Below are 15,909 nucleotides of genomic sequence, written 5' to 3'. Positions count from 1 at the left end.
GTCCGATCGTGCCATGTGCCTGTGACAGTTAAGGTCGCAGGCGGCCGAACCGCGGCGAGGACCCGTCGGCGGCGAGGACCACCAGCGACAAGGACCCAGGAGGGCCACAGGGGATGCTCAGGCTTGGCAGGCGCGAGTTCGACGCGCACGAGCCGGTGATCATGGCGATCGTCAACCGGACCCCGGACTCCTTCTACGACCAGGGCGCCACCTTCCGCGACGAGCCCGCGCTGGCCCGCGTGGAGCAGGCGGTGGCCGAGGGGGCCGCGATCATCGACATCGGCGGGGTCAAGGCGGGGCCCGGCGAGGAGGTCACGGCCGAGGAGGAGGCGCGCCGCACGGTCGGCTTCGTGGCCGAGGTCCGCAAGAGGTTCCCCGAGGTGGTGATCAGTGTCGACACCTGGCGGCACGACGTCGGCGAGGCGGTCTGCGAGGCCGGTGCCGATCTCCTCAACGACGCGTGGGGCGGCGTCGACCCGAGGCTCGCGGAGGTCGCCGCGCGGTACGGGGTCGGCCTGGTGTGCACGCACGCGGGCGGCGCCGAGCCCCGGACGCGGCCGCATCGCGTCACGTACGAGGATGTGATGGCCGACATCCTGCGCGTGACGGTGGGCCTCGCCGAGCGCGCGGTCGCCCTGGGGGTGCCGCGCGAGTCGGTCCTCATCGACCCGGGCCACGACTTCGGCAAGAACACCCGGCACAGCCTGGAGGCCACGCGCAGGCTCGGCGAGATGGTGGAGACGGGCTGGCCGGTGCTCGTCTCCCTCTCCAACAAGGACTTCGTGGGCGAGACGCTGGACAAGCCGGTCAAGGAGCGCGTACTCGGCACGCTGGCGACGACGGCGGTCTCGGCGTGGCTGGGCGCGCAGGTCTACCGCGTACACGAGATCGCGGAGACCCGGCAGGTCCTGGACATGGTGGCGACGATCGCGGGTCATCGGGAACCCGCCGTGGCGCGGCGGGGGCTGGCCTAGCCGATGGTGTGGCCTGGCCCCCGCGCGCGGGGCGTTACTTGCCGACCTCCTTGGTCACCAGGGAGATCGCCTCGTCGACGTCGTCGGTGACGTGGAACAGGAGCAGGTCCGCCTCGGAGGCCTTGCCCTGGGCGATGACCGTGTTCTTCAGCCAGTCGATCAGGCCGCTCCAGTACTGCGAGCCGAAGAGGACGATCGGGAAGCGCGTGACCTTGCGGGTCTGTACGAGGGTGAGCGCCTCGAAGAGTTCGTCCAGGGTGCCGAGGCCGCCGGGCAGCACCACGAACCCCTGCGCGTACTTCACGAACATCGTCTTGCGGACGAAGAAGTAGCGGAAGTTCACGCCGATGTCGACGTAAGGGTTCAGGCCCTGCTCGAAGGGCAGCTCGATGCCGAGGCCGACCGAGGTGCCCTTCGCCTCGACGGCACCCTGGTTGGCGGCCTGCATCGCGCCGGGCCCGCCGCCCGTGATGACCGCGAAGCCGGCCTCCACGAGCGCCTTGCCGATCGCGACCCCCGCCGCGTACTCCGGCGAGTCCACGGCGGTGCGTGCCGAGCCGAAGACGCTGATGGCGGCCGGGAGCTCGGCGAGGGTGCCGAAGCCCTCGATGAACTCCGACTGGATGCGCAGCACCCGCCAGGGGTCGGTGTGCACCCACTCGGAAGGGCCGTCGGAGTCGAGGAGACGCTGATCGGTGGTGCCTGCCTGGACCTTGTCGCGCCGGCGCAGCACCGGGCCGAGCCGTTGCTCCTCGGGACGCTTCCTGGCAGCGGGGGCACCACTGTCTGTGCCGGCATCGGGGTTGGTCATCGTCTGCTCCCTCCACGCGTACGTGACCACAGCGTAGGTCTACGACGACGTCAGCCAGGCCCGCAGCCGCTCCTCCGCCTCCGGGATGAGCGACGCCTTCACCCGCTCGTCGATCTTGTGGGCGAGCAGCGGGTCGCCGGGGCTGAAGTTCACCGCGGGCACGCCGAGCGCGCTGAAGCGGGAGACGTCCGTCCAGCCGAACTTGGGGCGGGCCTCGCCGCCGACGGCCGCCATGAACGCGGCGGCGGCCGGGTGGGTGAGGCCGGGGCGGGCCGCGCCCGTGTGGTCGTCGACGATGAACTCGTCGACGCCGCAGTCGGCGAAGTAGTCGCGCACGAAGGCGACGGCCTCCTCCTCGGTGCGGTCCGGCGCGTAGCGGAAGTTGACGGTGACGGTGCACTCGTCGGGGATGACGTTGGTGGCGACGCCGCCCTCGATGCGTACGGCGTTGAGGCCCTCGTGGAACTGGAGGCCCTCGACGACCGGCTTGCGCGGTTCGTACGCGGCGAGCTTGTCGAGGATCGGGGTGGCCGCGTGGATGGCGTTGGAGCCCATCCACGCGCGCGCGGAGTGCGCCCGTACGCCCTTGGTCCGCAGCAGCACCCGCAGCGTGCCCTGGCAGCCGCCCTCGACCTGGCCGTCGGTCGGCTCCAGGAGGACCGCGAAGTCGCCCGCCAGCCAGTCGGGGTGGGCCTCGGCGATGTGGCCGAGGCCGTTGAGGTGGGCGGCGACCTCCTCGTTGTCGTAGAAGACGAAGGTGAGGTCGCGGTTGGGCTCGGTCACGGTCTGCGCGATGCGCAGCTGGACGGCGACGCCCGACTTCATGTCACAGGTGCCGCAGCCCCACAGGACGCCGTCCTCGTCGAGCCGGGACGGCACGTTCGGAGGGTTCTCGGCGATCGGCACCGTGTCGATGTGCCCGGCGAGGACGACGCGCTCCGCGCGGCCGAGGTCCGTGCGGGCCACCACGTTGTTCCCGTGGCGGTCGACGGTGAGGTGCGAAAGGCCGCGCAGGGCCATCTCGATGGCGTCGGCGAGGTCCTTCTCCGAGCCGCTCGGGGAGGGGAAGTCGACGAGCCGCGCGGTCAGCTCGGCGGCGTCCAGCGTGAGGTCAAGCGGGGTCTGGGACATGCGGAAGACCCTAACGCCAGAGGACGTCCACGGGGCGTGCCGAGCTGTCGGCGGACTCCAGTACCTTGGACGCGTGCCTGAGCCCCCCACCCTCCTCCGGCGCGGCCGTCTCACCCGTCTCACGGCCGCGGTCGTGGTGCTGCTCGCCGTCGTGGGCTATGTGGCGGTGCAGTACGTCTACGGGGACAGGCCCTCGCCGCGGTGCACGGTGGTGTCGGCGAACGACGACGGCGCGTCGTACGAGTTCACGGCCGAGCAGGCGCAGAACGCCGCGACGGTCGCCGCCGTCGGCACCGCGCGCGGCATGCCCGAGCGCGCGGTGACCATCGCCCTGGCGACCGCCCTCCAGGAGTCGGGGCTGCGCAACATCCGGCACGGCGACCGGGACTCGCTCGGCCTCTTCCAGCAGCGCCCCACGCAGGGCTGGGGCGACGAGCGCCAGATCATGGACCCGGCGTACTCGGCGGCCCGTTTCTACGAGCATCTGGCCGAGGTCCCCGGCTACTCGCGGCTGCCGCTGACGGTCGCCGCCCAGCGCGTGCAGCGCAGCGGCTATCCGCAGGCGTACGCCAAGCACGAGCCGGACGCCGTACTGCTCGCCGCCGCGCTCACCGGCCGCGCGCCCGCCGCCTTCAGCTGTGAGGGCCGCGTCGGCACGGAACCCGGTGGCCCGGCGCGGGTGCGGGCCGCGCTGGTGCGCGACTTCGGCCGCGAGGTGCGTCCGGAGCGGGCCCGGGGGCGGACGGTGACGGTCCCGGTGCCCGCCACGGCCGCCGCGGCCGGCAGGGCCCCGCGGCGCGGCTGGGAGCTGGCGCACTGGGCGGTGGCGCACTCCTCGGCGCTGCGCGTCGAGCGCGTCTCGTACGGCGGGTGGGAGTGGCACGCCTCGGGGCCGGGGGCGTGGCGCAAGGTGCGGGCCGAGGGGGCCGCGGGGCCGGGCGGCGCCGCGGACGAGGTCCGGATCGTCACCGGGCAGTAGTACGGCGCGTCACCCGTTCGGGGGGCGGGGATCATCGAGGGGCGGCGGACCGCCCGGCTTTTCCGCACCGCCTTGCCTCAGCGCCAAATCCCTTGAGAACAAAGGGGATTAAGGATTCAGCAGCACCACGGGGCGGCGAGCCGTTTGCCCGTTTTTATCCAGAGCCGATAATGCGACGCATTACCAACTCTTTACGTTGGCGCACCGCAACCTTCGCGGACTTCGAGCGGTAGTCACGGCGTCCGAGCGCCGGAAGCCATCCGGTGGGACGCCGGAGCCGATCCGGCCGGACACCCAACGTTCTCTCCCGTCTGAAGGAGCATCATGTCCCTCCCCCTGACCCGCCGGATCGCCCGCGCCGCGCTGCTCAGCGCAGCAGGCGCAGCCTCCGTGGTCGGTGCGGCCGGCTCCGCGAGCGCCGTTGGCCTGCCTGCCGCTCCCGACCTGGGCGGGCTGACCGCGCTGGACGGCGCCGGCCTGGGCAACACCGTCGACGGCGCCGCCCAGAACACCACCAGGACCGCCGGTGACACCGGCGGGAAGGCCGTGAAGAAGGCCGTCCCGACCGCGGGCAAGGTCGTCGGCAAGGGCGCCAAGACCGCGGCCCCCGCCGCGCAGAAGGCCGCCGGTGACGTCGCGGGCAGCGCGGGCGAGGTGCTCGGCGACACGGCGGGCACGGCGACCAAGGGCGGTCTGCCCACCGACGACGTGGCCAAGGGCGGCCTGCCGACCGACGCGGTCACCAAGGGCGGTCTGCCCACCGGTGGGCTGCCCACCGGCGCTCTCTCCACCCAGGGCCTGCCGCTCGGCTGACCGCCCGGCAGCTGATCGACGGCACCCGCACGCAGGGCCCGGAGCCACTGGCTCCGGGCCCTGCCGCATGTCCTGCCGCGGCTACCGCCGCGTCTCCTGCCGGGCGCTCACGCCAGGCGCTCGACCGCCGCCGCCACCCGCTCGTCCGTCGCCGTCAGCGCCACCCGCACGAAGCGGTCTCCCGCCGGGCCGTAGAAGTCGCCGGGCGCCACCAGGATGCCGCGCTCCGCGAGATGGCCCACGGTCTCCCAGCAGGACTCGTCGCGCGTGGCCCACAGATACAGGCTCGCCTCGCTGTGCTCGATGCGGAAGCCGTGCTCCACCAGCGCGTCGCGCAGGAGAGCGCGCCGGGCCGCGTACCGCTCGCGCTGTTCGTGGACGTGCTGGTCGTCGCCGAGCGCGGCCACCACGGCGGCCTGGGTCGGCGCGGAGGTCATCATGCCGCCGTGCTTGCGGATCTGGAGCAGGTCGCCGAGGACGGCCGCGTCACCGGCGATGAACGCGGCGCGGTAGCCCGCGAGGTTCGACCGCTTGGAGAGCGAGTGGACGGCGACGATCCCCTCGTACGAACCGCCGCACACATCCGGGTGCAGGACCGAGACCGGGTCCGCCTCCCAGCCCAGCTCCAGGTAGCACTCGTCGCTGACGAGGAGCACGCCGTGCTCGCGCGCCCAGGCGACGGTGCGGGTCAGCTCCTCGCGCGTGAGGACCCGGCCGGTCGGGTTCGAGGGCGAGTTGAGCCACAGGAGCTTGAGGTGCGTGGGGTCCAGGTCCGTCGGCTCGTCGTAGACGACGTACTCCGCCTTGGCGAGCCGCGCGCCCACCTCGTACGTCGGGTAGGCGAGCCGCGGGTAGGCGACCACGTCGCCCGGGCCGAGGCCCAGCTGCGTCGGGAGCCAGGCCACCAGCTCCTTGGAGCCAACGACCGGCAGGACCTCGCGGTGCGTGATGCCCCGCGCCCCCAGGCGCCGTTCGCACCAGCCGGTGAGCGCGTCGCGCAGCTCGGGCGTGCCCCACACCGTCGGATAGCCCGGCGAGTCGGCGGCGGCGACAAGGGCCTTCTGGATCAGCTCGGGGACCGGGTCGACCGGCGTGCCGACGGAGAGGTCGACGATGCCGCCCGGGTGCGCGGCCGCCGTGGCCTTGTAGGGCTCCAGCTTGTCCCAGGGGAAGGTGGGAAGCCGATCGGAGACTGCGGACACGTGCTCACTCCCGTGGTGCGCTTGTTCGTTCGGGGGCGCCTGGAACGCCTCGGTGGAAATGCCTCGGTCCCGTACGGCAGGAGATGCCGTACGGGACCGGGGCGGCGCTCAGGCTGCCGTTACTGGTTCTGCGGCGGCAGTGCGGCGATGAAGGGGTGGTCGCGCTCGATCAGTCCGAGCTTGCTCGCACCACCGGGCGAACCCAGCTCGTCGAAGAACTCGACGTTCGCCTTGTAGTAGTCCTTCCACTCCTCGGGAGTGTCGTCCTCGTAGAAGATCGCCTCGACCGGGCAGACCGGTTCGCAGGCTCCGCAGTCGACGCATTCGTCCGGGTGGATGTACAAGGACCGGGAGCCCTCGTAAATGCAGTCGACCGGGCACTCCTCGATGCACGCCTTGTCCTTGACGTCGACACAAGGCTGCGCGATGACGTAGGTCACGCTGTCGTTCCTCCTCGATACGGGCGTTGGCGGGCCGTCCTCAGGCTCCGCTCGCCTGGCGCGCGGGAGCGCGGCGTCGTCGATGCCCGCCCCTAGTATCTCCGTTCCTGGGCATGATCCGAACAGGAGGGGCGTACAGAGCTGTGGAATTCACTGCGGGCGGACGGCTCGAGGTCCGCATCACCCCTGCTGACGTGGGGAAACGAGTCTCGGTGCGGCGCCTGGGTGACCCGGGATCACCTGGCGGCAAGTTCACCGACACGGTGGGTGTTCTCACATCGTGGAACAACGGTGTGGTGGTGATCACACGGCGGACCGGCGAGAGCGTCCCCATCCCGGAGCACACTTTGGTCGCGGGCAAGGTCGTGCCGCCGGCACCCGCCCGCCGACGCGGCCCCGCCGCCTCGTACGAGGAGCTGGCGCGGGTCTCCGCGCGGGCCTGGCGGCCGGTGGAGAGCGAACGGCTCGGCGAGTGGGAGCTGCGGGCCTCCGGCGGGTTCACGCGGCGGGCCAACTCGGTGCTCCCGCTGGGCGATCCGGGACGTCCGCTGGACGAGGCGCTCGCGTACGTACGCCAGTGGTACGCGGCCCGGGAGCTGCCCGCCTACCTCCAGACGGCGACGGGTGCCGAGGGCACCCAGGAGCTGCTGTGCGCGGAGTTGGAGGCGCGCGGCTGGGCGCGTGAGGTGAGCGCCGCGCTGCACGTCGGGGCCCTCGCTCCGGTCGCCGATCTGGACGCGGACGTGTCGCGCGTAGAACTCTCCAGGTCCTGCGACGAGGCGTGGCTGCGGCGGTACGGGCGGGCCGGGGACTTGGCGCCTCATGTGTCCAAGGTGCTGGCGAGCGGGCCCTTGGTGTGGTTCGCTTCCGTGCCCGGGAGCGGTGACACCGCGGCGGCCATCGGGCGGTGCGTGGTGGACGGGCGCTGGGCGGGGTTCATGGCGGTGGAGGTAGACCCGCGGCTGCGGCGGCAGGGGCTCGCCACCGCGGTGATGTCCGCGCTGGCCCGCCAAGCCCTGCTCGACGGCGCGTCGGCGGCCTGGTTGCAGGTGGAGGACGGCAACGACGGCGCGCGGGCGCTGTACGGCCGGATGGGCTTCGCGGCGCATCACACCTACCACCACTACCGGCACGGCGGAGCCTGAGCGGCGGCCCGGCGGGGCAGCACGGCACGGCACGGAAAACAGCCCGGCGAGGGCATGAGACACGAGGCACGTATGCACGCGGAGTCCGGCGAATGGCGGCGGCGGTTCGCCGAAGAGGCGCGGTCCGAACGGCCGGGACTCGCGCTGCTGTGTCTGCTGATCGGCGCCGAGGCCGACCCCGGGCTCGACGAGGCGGGCATCGACGCCGCCGAGATCGAGCTGGACCGGCTCGCGGGCCTGCTGCCGTTCCGTCCCGGCGGGCCGCGCGCGTGGGCGGTCGCGATGGCCGAACTCCTCGGCGAGCGGTGCGGGTTCGAGGGGACGCCCGGCGACTACCAGCGCCTTGAGTCCTCCCTGCTGCACGAGGTGCTCCGGCGCCGCAGGGGTCTGCCGATCCTGCTCTCCGTGGTGTGGATGGAGGTGGCGCGGCGGGCGGGCGCCCCGGTGTACGGGGTGGCGCTGCCGGGGCACTTCGTGGTCGGCTTCGGGCCGCGCGACGACCAGGTGCTCGCCGACCCGTTCGACGGCGGGCGGCTGCTGACCGGCCAGGACGCCGAGCTGCTGGTGGCGGGGGCCGCGGGCACGGGGGTGCAGCCGTCGATGCTGACGCCCGCCGACCCGCTGAACATCGTGCAGCGCATCCTGAACAACATCCGGGCCTGGGCGGCGGCGCGCCCGGAGCGCTCGGAGGTCGCGCTGTGGGCCCTCGACCTCTCCCTGCTGCTGCCCGCCCACCCGGCGCGGCTGCGCTACGAGCGTGCCCAACTCCTGGTCCAGCGCGGCGACTTCCTAGGTGGGGCCGCGGCGCTGGAGGAGTACGCCGATGTCGTGACGGCGGTGGAGCCGACCACGGCGGACCGGGTGCGCCAGCAGGCGCGGGCGGCGCGGGCCATGCTGAACTGACCGGCGGCGGCAGCGCGGGCCGCGGTGGAGCGACGTATCGATCGGGCCGACCGGGCAACACGCTCGTATGCGTTCCCCATCCCCCGGAACCACCGAGTGGCGACGACTGTTCGCGGCCGAGGCCGGGGCGCCGCGGCCCGATCTCGCGCTGCTGTGCCTGCTGATCGGCGCGGAGGCCGACCCCTCGCTCGGCCAGGAGGGCATCGACAGGGCGCGGCGCCTGCTCGGCCGGCTCGCGGAACAGGCCGCGCACGGCCACCGCTGCGTCCCTGCCGAGGGCTCAAGGGCGTGGGCCGTGGCCCTCGCCGAACTGCTCGGCGGGCGCTGCGGGTTCCGGGGCAGGCCCGGCGACTACCAGCGCCTCGAGTCCGCCCTGCTCCACCAGGTCCTTCGGCGCCGCAGAGGGCTGCCGATCCTGCTCTCGGTGCTGTGGATGGAGGTGGCGCGGCGGGCGGGCGCGCCGGTCCACGGTGTGGCGCTGCCCGGCCACTTCGTCGTCGGCTTCGGCCCCGTGGACGACCGGGTGTTCGCCAACCCCTTCGACGGCGGGCGCGTCCTGAGCGGCACGGACGTGGACCTGCTCGTCACGGCGGCCACCGGGGCGCCGCCCGTGCCGTCGATGCTGACCCCCGCGCACACGCTGGACATCGTGCGGCGCGTCCTCGACACCATCCGCGCCTGGGCCGCGCCGCGCCCCGAGCGCTGTGACGTCTCGCTCTGGGCGGTCGAACTCTCCCTGCTGCTGCCGTCACCGCCGCCCCGGCTGCGCTACGACCGCGCCCAGCTCCTCGTGCGCAAGGGCGACTTCACGGAGGGGGCGCGGGAGCTGGACGCGTACGCCGACGAGGTCGCGGGGCACGACACGGCGACGGCCGAGCTGGCGCGGTGGCAGGCGCGGGGCGCGCGGGCGCTGCTCAACTGAGAGAGCCCGCCCTTCTCGCCGGTCAGAGCCAGCCCTTGTCGCGGGCGGTGGTGACCGCCTCCGCGCGGTTGCGGACCGCCAGCTTCTGGATCGCCGTCGAGAGGTAGTTGCGGACCGTGCCCTGGGAGAGGTGCAGGGACGCGGCCAGTTCGGCGTTGGTGGCCCCGCCCGCCGCCGCGCGCAGGACCTCGCGCTCGCGGTCCGTCAGGGGGTTCGCGCCCTCCGCGAGTGCGGCGGCCGCCAGGGCGGGGTCGATGACCCGCTCCCCCGCGAGGACCTTGCGCACCGCCGCGGCGAGCTGGGCGGCCGGGGCGTCCTTGACCAGGAACGCGTGGGCCCCGGACTCCATGGCGCTGCGCAGATAGCCGGGGCGGCCGAAGGTGGTGAGGATGACGACCTTCACCCCGGGGCGGGCGGCGCGCAGTTCGGCCGCGGCCTCGATGCCCGTGCATCCGGGCATCTCGATGTCGAGCAGCGCCACGTCCACCTCGTGCGCGCGCGCCGCCGCCAGCACCTCGTCGCCGCGCGCCACCTGGGCGACGACGTCGATGTCGGGCTCCAGGCCGAGCAGGGCGGCGAGTGCCTCGCGGACCATCGACTGGTCCTCGGCGAGCAGCACCCTGATCACACCGTCGCCGCCCGCCGCCACACCGTCGCCGCCCGCTGCCGCCCGGTGGCCGTTCTCGCTGCTCATGACCGGGATCCTACGGCCGCCCCGGTCAGCGGGACGCGGGCCGTCAGGCGGAAGCCGCGCCTGCCCGCCGGGCCCGCCGCCCCCGCTTCCAGGGTTCCGCCGACCGCCTCCACGCGCTCGGTGAGCCCCGTCAGGCCGTTGCCCGGCGCCGCGCCCGAGCCGCCCGTGCCGTCGTCCTCCACGGACAGTTCGAGCACCGGTCCCGCCAGGGTCTGGCGGGCCGTGAACGCCACCGTGCAGCGCCGGGCGGAGCTGTGCCGTACGACGTTGGTCACGGCCTCCCGCAGCGCCCAGGCGAGCGCCGCCTCGCCCTTCTCGTCCGGGAGTCCGTCGGGCGCCTGGAGCGGCACGTCGGCCTCGATGCCCGCCGCGGTCAGCGCCGTGCGCGCCCCCGCCAGCTCGCCGGCCAGGGTGCGCCTGCGGTAGCCGGAGACCGCCTCGCGCACGTCCACCAAGGCCTGGCGGCTGACGCGCTCGATGTCGGCCACCTCCTTGGCCGCCTTCTCGGGGTGGGCGGGGAGCATCCGCCCGGCCAGCTCGCTCTTGAGGGTGATCAGGGAGAGGGAGTGGCCGAGCAGGTCGTGCAGGTCCCTGGCGAGCCGCAGCCGTTCCTCGTTGGCGGCGAGCTGGGCGACGGTGGCCCGTGCCTGCCGGAGCTGGACCGTCGTACGGATCAGCTGGCGTACGCCGCTCATCGCGAACCCGATGAGGAGGCTGAGCACGGCCAGGTTGCCGAGCAGGTCCTGGAGGCTGTCCGTACGCAGGCCCACGGCGACCTGCACGGCCGTGACCGCGGGGATGACGCGGACCGCGTACCGCAGCGGCAGCACCGCGCCCGCCGAGACGGAGACGTAGACGAAGAGACCGAGCCAGTTGGTGCCGAAGGCGAGCGCGAGGAGCACGGCGAGGGCGAGCTGCGCCGCGAACGACACGTACACCACACGCCAGTCGAGCACCCGCACGGTGTACCGGAAGACGAGCGAGAGGTAGCAGGCGACGAAGGCGGCGAGGCCCAGGGAGCCGAGGGCCGTGGCAGTGCCGGAGCGCTCGGCCGTCGCGAGGTCCCGCACCGGGCTCGCCAGGAAGACCAGCCAGATGCCGATCCACAGCGCCTTGGCGAGGATCTGGCGGCGGTCGAGGGCGGGCTGCCCGAAGGTGAGCAGCGGCTGGGCCAGTTCGAGGCGGGTGGTGTCGCGCGGGTCCTCGGCGCGGGAGGCCTTCGCGCGGCGGGTCCTGGCGCGGGGAGTCTCGGCGCGGGGGTTCTCGCTCACGCCTTCAGGGTGTCCTTCCGGTACAGCCAGGCCGCGCCGCCCGCGAAGAGGAGGAAGTAGGCGGCCAGCAGGATGACGTCCTTCGCGTGCGGGGCACCGCCCAGTTCGATGGCCTGCCCGAGGGCAGCGTACGCGTGCGTGGGCAGCCAGGACGCCACGCTCTGGAGCCACTGGGGGAACGTCGTCGCGGGCATCCACAGGCCGCCGAGGAGGGAGAGCCCGAAGTAGACGATCATCGTGATCGGGCGGACCGTGTCCCCGGACGCGAGGTAGCCGATGGCGACGCCGAGCGCCGCGAAGCAGAGGCTGCCCGCCCAGATCGCGCCGCTCAGCGCCAGCCACTGCCAGGCCGCGAAGCGGACGCCCTTGAAGAGCGCGGCGACCGCGAAGACCACGAGGATCGAGGGCAGGCTGACCACCGCGGCGCTCGCGGTCTTGGCGAGCACGTAACCGCGGCCGGGGAGGGGCGTCAGGCGCAGCTGGCGGACCCAGCCGCTCTCCCGCTCCTTCGCGATGCGCTCGCTGTTGCCCATCAGGACGGCGGTGAGGGCGCCGAAGGACGCCATGGAGACCATCATGTACGCGGAGAGCGACAGACGGGAGTCGGGGACGCCGCCCTGGGTGTTCGAGACGATCACGAAGAGCAGGACCGGATAGACCACGGAGAAGAAGAGGAACTTGCGGTTGCGCAGGGCGCGGGTGATCTCCAGCTTGATCAGGCCGCGTGAGGCCAGGGTGTTCGTCATCGGGTCTTGGCCTCCTCGGCCTCGGTGATCGCCACGAACGCCTGCTCGAGGCCGAGCCCGGCGACTTCCAGGTTGTGGGGGTACAGGCCGAGTCCGTACAGCGCGTGCACGGTGGCGTCGGCGTCGGCGGACTGGAGGCGGACCGTGTGGCCCGAGACGTCCAGTGCCGTCAGGAAGGGCAGCTGCCGCAGCCGTCCGGTCACCGCCTCGTCCATCTCCGCGAGGTCGAAGGCGACCTTGCGGGCGCCCGCCCTCGCCTTGATCTCGGCGGCGGTGCCGTCCGCGAGGAGGCGGCCGCGGTGCAGGACGAGGACGCGGTCGGCGATCGCGTCGGCCTCTTCCAGGTAGTGGGTGGCGAACAGGACCGCGCGGCCCTGGTCCGCCTGTTCCCGCATGGTGGCCCAGAAGGCCTGGCGGGCGGTGACGTCCATGCCGGTCGTCGGCTCGTCGAGGACGATGAGGTCGTTCGCGCCGGCCGTGGCGAGCGCGAAGCGCACGCGCTGCTCCTGGCCGCCGGAGAGCTTGTCGACCTTGCGGTCGGCGATCTGGGCGATGCCCGCCTGGCTGAGCACGTCGCCGACCCGGCGGGGCCTCGGGTGCAGATCGCAGGCGAGCCGCACCAGCTCGCCCACGGTGACCTCGCCCATCAGGCCGCCGCTCTGCAGCATGGCGCCGACCCGGCCCGCGGTGATCGCCTCGCGCGGCGAGGTCCCGAAGACGCGGACCGTGCCGCTGTCAGGGTGCCGCAGGCCGAGCAGCAGATCGAGGGCGGTGGACTTGCCCGCGCCGTTCGGCCCGAGGAGCGCCACGGTCTCGCCGGGGCGCAGGTCGAGGGTGAGACCGTCCACGGCGCGGACGTCGCCGTAGCTCTTGGTCACCTCTGTGAAGGTCACTGCTGTCATGTGATCCATCGTCGGCGGCGGCGGACGACGGGGGCAGTGTCGTGTGTGCCGAGTCCGGGATGACATCTGTCATGCCGGACCCGGCACCACTGTCATGCCGGACCCGGCACCAGGGGTTCGCGAGGGGCTAGCTCGCGTTCGTCTCGATCACGCCGATCCGCTCCGCGGGCGTCTTGCCGAGCAGCGCCTTGTTCATGGCGCCCGCCACGTCGGTCGGCTGGACCGGCGTCTTGTCGCCGTTGCCGCGCTGGATCAGGATGCCGTCGAAGACGTTGCCGTACAGCTTCTTCAGCTCTTCCAGGTTGTAGTGCGGCTGGAGGGTGCCGTTGTCGGCGACCTTGGTCTCCAGGATCTTCGGCAGGGACCTCGACGGGCCGAAGGGGATCGACTTGGCGCCCGCCTTGATCGTGACGTTGGCGGACATCGCGGGCTTGGCGAACCGGGTCATGAACTTGTCGACCTCGGCCTTGGAGACCGTCGGCTTGCGGGTGGTGACCGGCACCTGCACCGCGCCCGCGCTGCCCGTCTCGACCTGCTTCTCGTACGCCTCCGCGACGGCGGTCGTCGACGCCTCGGCGTCGATTCCCTTGCCGACCCTGCCGTAGACGGGGACGGCCTTGCCGGGTTCGAACTTGACCGTGCCCTCCTTGGCCGAGCCCGAGCCGCCCGCGGCCCGCTCCAGGGCGGCCGCCAGCTTCTCCTCGTCGACGGGCATGACCGGCTCGACGACGCGGTGGTTGCCGAAGAGCGAACCGATCACGGATACGGGGTTGTAGTCGCTGCCCGCGGCCGCGCGGACGGTGGCCTGGCTGTCCAGGGTCAGGCCCGCCTGGTCCGGCTTGAGCGTGACCTGCTCACCGGCGACCGACAGCTTCAGCGGCTTGGCGACGCGCTCGCCGAGGGCGTCGTCGAGCTTCTTGACGGCCTCGTCGCGGGTGCCGCCGCCGATGTCGACGCCGAGCACCGTGGTGCCCTTCGGCACGTCCGCGTGGTTCATCAGCAGGCCCGCGCCGTACGCACCGCAGGCCGCGACGACCGCGAGGGCCGCGAGGAGGACCAGTTTGTTGCGGCCCTTCTTCTTCGGCGCGGGCTTGGGGGCGGCCGGTACGTCGGAGCGCACCGGCTCGGGCAGCTTCGGCGGGGTGTGCGCCATCGGCCCGTCGCCCTGCGTGCCGGGCGGGAACGGGGAGTTGTCCTGCACGGGCGGCACGACGGGGATGCCGCTGGTGAGCGTCTCCCCCGAGACGTTGCCGCCCGGCGTGGGCGCGCCGGCGCCGCCGGGCAGGGAGCCGGGGCCTCCCGCGGGCGGGCGCGGGCCGCCGGGGGGCGGCGAGAGGGGCCCGGCCTTCTGCGGCGTGAGGATCGCGGTGTCGTCGCTCATGGCGCCCGAACGCGGGGGGTGGCCGGTGGCGTTGCCGGGCCCACCGGGGGCGCCGGGCCCGCCCGGCCTGCCGGAGCCACCCGGGCCGCCGGGGCCGCCGGGGCCGGGTGCCGTGGGGCGCGGGCCGGGGGTGGGCGGCGTCAGCGGGCTGTCGCCGGTGACGGGGCCGCCGGTCGGGCCCGCGGGGCCACGGGAGTCCTGGGGGCCGCCGGCGCCCGGACCTGAGGAGAAGTACGGCAGGTCGCCCCGCGCCGGGTCGCCGCCCTGCGGGGCCCCCGAGCCGAGGGGGCCCGACGCGACGGCGCCGGACACGTCGTAGGAGCCGGTGCCGGGGCCGCCGGGGGCTCCCGAGCCGTTCGAGCCGCCCGAACCGGTCGCCGGGGGGCCTCCGTTGGCCGACGCCCCGCCCGCGCCCGGCGCGCCGCTCTCGCCCCGCGCGGGCTTGCGCGGCGCGAACCAGTCGCTCGTCTTCTCGCCGGCCGCGCCGGGACCGCCCGCGCCGCCCTCACCGGGAGCGGATCCCGCGCCGCCACCGGCGCCGGTGCCGCTGCCGGACCCCGCGCCCGAACCGGAACCGGAAGAGAGGTCTCCGCCGGTAGCGGCCCCTCTCGTGGCGCCCGCGTCTCCCGCGCCGGGGGCCCCCGGCGCGGCGGCGTCACGGCGGCTCTCGCCGCCCTCGTACGAGGCGTCGCCGCGCGAGCCACCGCCCGCGTCGCCGCGCGAGCCGCCCTCGTCGCCGACGGGCGTACGCATGACGACCGGCGGGATGGGCCGCGAACCGGGGATGTTGATCCGGATCCGGGTGGTCAGCGTGGTCTGGGTCTCGGGCTCTTCGGGCCGCTCGTCGGCGGCCTGCCGCCGCTGGCCGTCCGCGCCGCCGTCCGCGGCGGCGCCCTGCGCCGGGGAGCCGTAGGGCGGCGTCCCCGAGGGGTATGCGGCTCCGCCGCGCCCCTGGGGCCCGGGGGACGAACTGTCAGTTTCACGACTCAAGGCAGGTTCTCCTGGTTGACTCCGCCGCCCGTCTCGACCTCATCCGGGGTCCCCCCCGGCCGGAGGTTGGGGAGGCTCGGCGGCCGCACCACCATACTGGCCGCCGTCGGCGCTCATCCTGTGACCGGCGTCAAACCCGTGCGGGACGCGGGCCGAAGTGGTACGTCACTTGCCAAGTCGGGCGGCGGACCCGCCCGGTTGCGGGCGCCGGCCGAGGGTGGCACACATCACAGCCACCACCATGCCGCCGGCCAGGAAGCCGTACGAGCCCGGGCCCGCGCCGAAGAGGAAGTCCCCTTCGGGTCTGGTGGCGGTGAGCAGCATGACGGCGACCAGCCAGCCGGCGGCGGGCGCGACGGCCCCCGCCCCGGTGCCGACCGCCCGCGCCCCGCCGTAGAAGAGACCGGCGGCGCCGAGGAGGGCGAGCAACAATCCGGCGGGGAAGATCCCGCCTTGGAAGTAGCCGCCTTGGACGAGCGCGCCCGCGGCGCCCACGAGGGCGCCGAGCACGAAGAGAGCGGCGTACGCGGCGAGTCGCCCCGCTCTCAGGGGCTGCGCGAGGAAGCTCCCGGCGGGCGCGGTGGGCGCCGCATCCGACGTCGAGG

16 protein-coding genes are annotated in these 15,909 nt (G+C 73.8%); 6 read left to right on the top strand and 10 right to left on the bottom strand.

Going from position 1 to position 15,909, the window contains the following annotated elements; genetic code table 11:
• The first annotated feature begins 113 nt into the window (after positions 1 to 113).
• On the top strand, positions 114 to 974 hold the full coding sequence (gene folP, locus DMA15_RS24625) for a dihydropteroate synthase (RefSeq protein WP_125514936.1): 861 nt from the start codon (positions 114 to 116) through the stop codon (positions 972 to 974).
• Between the two features lie 34 nt (positions 975 to 1,008).
• On the opposite strand, the gene DMA15_RS24620 is transcribed toward folP, so the two are convergent.
• Both DMA15_RS24620 and dapE read right to left on the bottom strand, forming a co-directional pair.
• On the bottom strand, positions 1,009 to 1,785 hold the full coding sequence (locus tag DMA15_RS24620) for a TIGR00730 family Rossman fold protein (RefSeq protein WP_125514935.1): 777 nt from the start codon (positions 1,783 to 1,785) through the stop codon (positions 1,009 to 1,011).
• A 39-nt stretch (positions 1,786 to 1,824) separates the two neighbouring features.
• A complete protein-coding gene (gene dapE, locus DMA15_RS24615; protein ID WP_125514934.1) occupies positions 1,825 to 2,916 on the bottom strand; it encodes a succinyl-diaminopimelate desuccinylase in 1,092 nt (363 codons plus the stop codon).
• A gap of 73 nt (positions 2,917 to 2,989) precedes the next feature.
• On the opposite strand from dapE, the gene DMA15_RS24610 reads away from it, so the two are divergent.
• Entirely contained in the window at positions 2,990 to 3,895 is a 906-nt protein-coding gene (locus DMA15_RS24610) for a heavy metal transporter (protein ID WP_206302825.1), read from the top strand.
• A gap of 324 nt (positions 3,896 to 4,219) precedes the next feature.
• Complete coding sequence (locus DMA15_RS24605; protein WP_125514933.1) at positions 4,220 to 4,708, top strand: ATP-binding protein; 489 nt, start codon at positions 4,220 to 4,222, stop codon at positions 4,706 to 4,708.
• A 107-nt stretch (positions 4,709 to 4,815) separates the two neighbouring features.
• Here DMA15_RS24605 and DMA15_RS24600 read toward each other — a convergent pair whose 3' ends face one another.
• Both DMA15_RS24600 and fdxA read right to left on the bottom strand, forming a co-directional pair.
• Positions 4,816 to 5,910, bottom strand: a complete 1,095-nt coding sequence (locus DMA15_RS24600) for a bifunctional succinyldiaminopimelate transaminase/glutamate-prephenate aminotransferase (protein ID WP_125514932.1) — start codon at positions 5,908 to 5,910, stop codon at positions 4,816 to 4,818.
• Positions 5,911 to 6,029: 119 nt separating this feature from the next.
• A complete protein-coding gene (fdxA, locus tag DMA15_RS24595; protein ID WP_018089397.1) occupies positions 6,030 to 6,350 on the bottom strand; it encodes a ferredoxin in 321 nt (106 codons plus the stop codon).
• Between the two features lie 143 nt (positions 6,351 to 6,493).
• Between fdxA and DMA15_RS24590 the strand changes: the two genes are divergently transcribed.
• From DMA15_RS24590 to DMA15_RS24580, 3 genes are all read left to right on the top strand, one after another.
• Positions 6,494 to 7,495 carry a GNAT family N-acetyltransferase gene (locus tag DMA15_RS24590; RefSeq protein ID WP_125514931.1) on the top strand — a complete coding sequence of 334 codons (1,002 nt, stop codon included), beginning with the start codon at positions 6,494 to 6,496 and terminating at the stop codon, positions 7,493 to 7,495.
• Positions 7,496 to 7,567: 72 nt separating this feature from the next.
• On the top strand, positions 7,568 to 8,398 hold the full coding sequence (locus tag DMA15_RS24585) for a transglutaminase-like domain-containing protein (RefSeq protein WP_346428921.1): 831 nt from the start codon (positions 7,568 to 7,570) through the stop codon (positions 8,396 to 8,398).
• A 67-nt stretch (positions 8,399 to 8,465) separates the two neighbouring features.
• Positions 8,466 to 9,320, top strand: a complete 855-nt coding sequence (locus DMA15_RS24580) for a transglutaminase-like domain-containing protein (RefSeq protein ID WP_125514929.1) — start codon at positions 8,466 to 8,468, stop codon at positions 9,318 to 9,320.
• 22 nt (positions 9,321 to 9,342) lie between these two features.
• On the opposite strand, the gene DMA15_RS24575 is transcribed toward DMA15_RS24580, so the two are convergent.
• From DMA15_RS24575 to DMA15_RS24550, 6 genes are all read right to left on the bottom strand, one after another.
• Positions 9,343 to 9,948, bottom strand: a complete 606-nt coding sequence (locus DMA15_RS24575; RefSeq protein ID WP_276314396.1) for a response regulator transcription factor — start codon at positions 9,946 to 9,948, stop codon at positions 9,343 to 9,345.
• 62 nt (positions 9,949 to 10,010) lie between these two features.
• Positions 10,011 to 11,177, bottom strand: a complete 1,167-nt coding sequence (locus tag DMA15_RS24570) for a sensor histidine kinase (protein ID WP_240660258.1) — start codon at positions 11,175 to 11,177, stop codon at positions 10,011 to 10,013.
• Positions 11,178 to 11,281: 104 nt separating this feature from the next.
• Complete coding sequence (locus DMA15_RS24565) at positions 11,282 to 12,031, bottom strand: ABC transporter permease (RefSeq protein WP_125514927.1); 750 nt, start codon at positions 12,029 to 12,031, stop codon at positions 11,282 to 11,284.
• Positions 12,028 to 12,942, bottom strand: coding sequence for an ABC transporter ATP-binding protein (locus tag DMA15_RS24560; protein WP_125514926.1), 915 nt, complete (start codon positions 12,940 to 12,942; stop codon positions 12,028 to 12,030). Before DMA15_RS24560 ends, DMA15_RS24565 begins: the two co-directional genes overlap by 4 nt.
• 118 nt (positions 12,943 to 13,060) lie before the next feature.
• Complete coding sequence (locus tag DMA15_RS24555; RefSeq protein ID WP_125514925.1) at positions 13,061 to 15,304, bottom strand: hypothetical protein; 2,244 nt, start codon at positions 15,302 to 15,304, stop codon at positions 13,061 to 13,063.
• Positions 15,305 to 15,469: 165 nt separating this feature from the next.
• The gene (locus tag DMA15_RS24550) at positions 15,470 to 15,853 is read right to left on the bottom strand and encodes a DUF6113 family protein (protein WP_125517987.1); all 384 of its coding nucleotides are present in this window, start codon (positions 15,851 to 15,853) and stop codon (positions 15,470 to 15,472) included.
• Between the last annotated feature and the right edge of the window lie 56 nt (positions 15,854 to 15,909).

Origin of the sequence: Streptomyces sp. WAC 01529 (assembly GCF_003945545.1) — a bacterium.
In the GTDB taxonomy this organism is placed as follows: Bacteria; Actinomycetota; Actinomycetes; order Streptomycetales; family Streptomycetaceae; genus Streptomyces; species Streptomyces anatolicus.
The sequence above is the reverse complement of the archived record's forward strand: the minus strand, read 5'-3'. Positions and strand labels throughout refer to the sequence as shown.